The 1614-nt window shown below is 57.8% G+C and carries 1 protein-coding gene; it reads right to left on the bottom strand.

From position 1 onward, the window contains the following. Window positions 1–500: 500 nt before the first annotated feature. Window positions 501–1517, bottom strand: coding sequence for an IS110 family RNA-guided transposase (locus tag P0D73_RS46370; RefSeq protein WP_408321305.1), 1017 nt, complete (start codon window positions 1515–1517; stop codon window positions 501–503). Between the last annotated feature and the right edge of the window lie 97 nt (window positions 1518–1614).

Here is a 1614-nt window from a genome sequence, read left to right as displayed (position 1 = left end):
CAAATTAATAAGGAAACCATATCTTCTCGCGATAGCCAAACTATCTACCTCAACTTGACACCCATTAGTCGGCCGGAGTCAAGGTACAAATCTCTTCCCCCTTGCGATTGCCATGTCGATATGTTTTTCATCGACATGGCAATCGCAAGGACGCTTGTGGTGCGTCTCCTGTCTGCAGGATCAATATCGCATCCGGTTTCTCAAAGCTGGTTGCGAAACGGATCGCACCAGACACCCATCTGGATCAAGCATGCCGTGAGGTAAGTCACGTGTGCCCTGGCGGCCATGGCCGCCCCGGAGAAACGTTGGTGCCGGACGAGGTCCAAGGGGTTGGTCAAAGCCGTGGCTGTTGCGTGTGCAACGCCAGTCAAACGTGGCTCCCCGCCCGGGCGACCCGATTGCTTGCAGACAGTCGGTGAGGTGAAGCAAAGGGAAGACCCAATCAAAGCCATGGCTGTGCACCAGTCAAGTTACCGGGTTCGTTCCCCTTGCATCACCTGCTAGCCAAAACAGCGAACTGTCTCAAATGGTTTGTGCTCCCGAAGCATGTGATAGCAGGCGCGAGCCAGCTTGTGCGCTAGTGCCTTGATCGCAACGATGCCGTTGCGCATTCGCTTCTTGCGTTCGTAAAAGCGCCTGGCTTGCGGACACGTACGGATCGCGAAGTTGGCCGCTTCGACAAACGCCCATGCCAGATAGCGGTTCCCGTTCTTCGTGTTGCCTTCGCCTTTCTTCCTGCTGTTGCTTTCGCGCCTGCTGTCCACGCAGCGACAGTAAGAACTGAAGTGGCCAACGGTGGCAAATCGCGAGATGGTGCCAGTTTCCAGCATGATAGTGGTCGCCAGCATCGGACCAATGCCGGGCACCGTGTTCAACAGCGCGTAATCCGGATTCAGTTTCACCTGCTGCATGAGTCGCTTTTCGACGATCTCGATCTGCTGCTGAAGCGTTTGCAGGACCGCCAGGTTGGCCCGGATCGCGAGCGTTACGTCGGGCGCAAAACCGAATCGGCTCACCTGCGCGCCATCGAGGCGCTTGACCTGCGGCCCGTGCATCTGAGAACCAGTATGCCGCGCGAACAGGTTGCCGATCGCGAGAATCTGGGTGGTGCGGCACTGCACGAGCTGCATCCGTTTGCGTGCAAGGTCGCGTACCTGCCGTCCGTCCGCGGGGTAGATGTAGCCTTCGGGCAGCAGCCCCAGACGCAGTAATTGTGCGAGATGGGCCGCATCGGTGAAGTCACCACTGAATTTCAGCCCCTCGTACTGCCTGATCGCTGCCGGGTTGGCGAGATGAACATGGTATCCATCCGCAAACAGTGCATCGACCAACCAGTACCAGTTGTACGTCGCCTCGATGACCACACCTTCCAGTTCTTCGCGATGCGGCGCCAGTGCGGCGCGGATCTGCAACGCGTCGTTGGGCAACCGCAGCTGGTAGACGATGTGGTCCACCTCATCGCTGACCACGACCACACTGTTGTTCGAGTGCAGGTCGATTCCGCTAAACTTTTTCATGCCGGCCTCCTGTGCGTCACGTCGGTGTCGCAACCTTGACTCTACGCCAGCCGTCCTACCGGAACGGCGCGAGGCCGACTATATGATTATCAAAGCC

It is taken from the genome of Paraburkholderia sp. RL18-101-BIB-B, assembly GCF_046026985.1.
Taxonomy (GTDB): Bacteria; Pseudomonadota; Gammaproteobacteria; order Burkholderiales; family Burkholderiaceae; genus Paraburkholderia.
The sequence above is the reverse complement of the archived record's forward strand: the minus strand, read 5'-3'. Positions and strand labels throughout refer to the sequence as shown.

Coding starts and splice junctions, on each gene's coding strand:
- P0D73_RS46370 (WP_408321305.1), bottom strand. CDS start 1,517: ATGAAAAAGTTTAGCGGAATCGACCTGCACTCGAACAACAGTGTGGTC.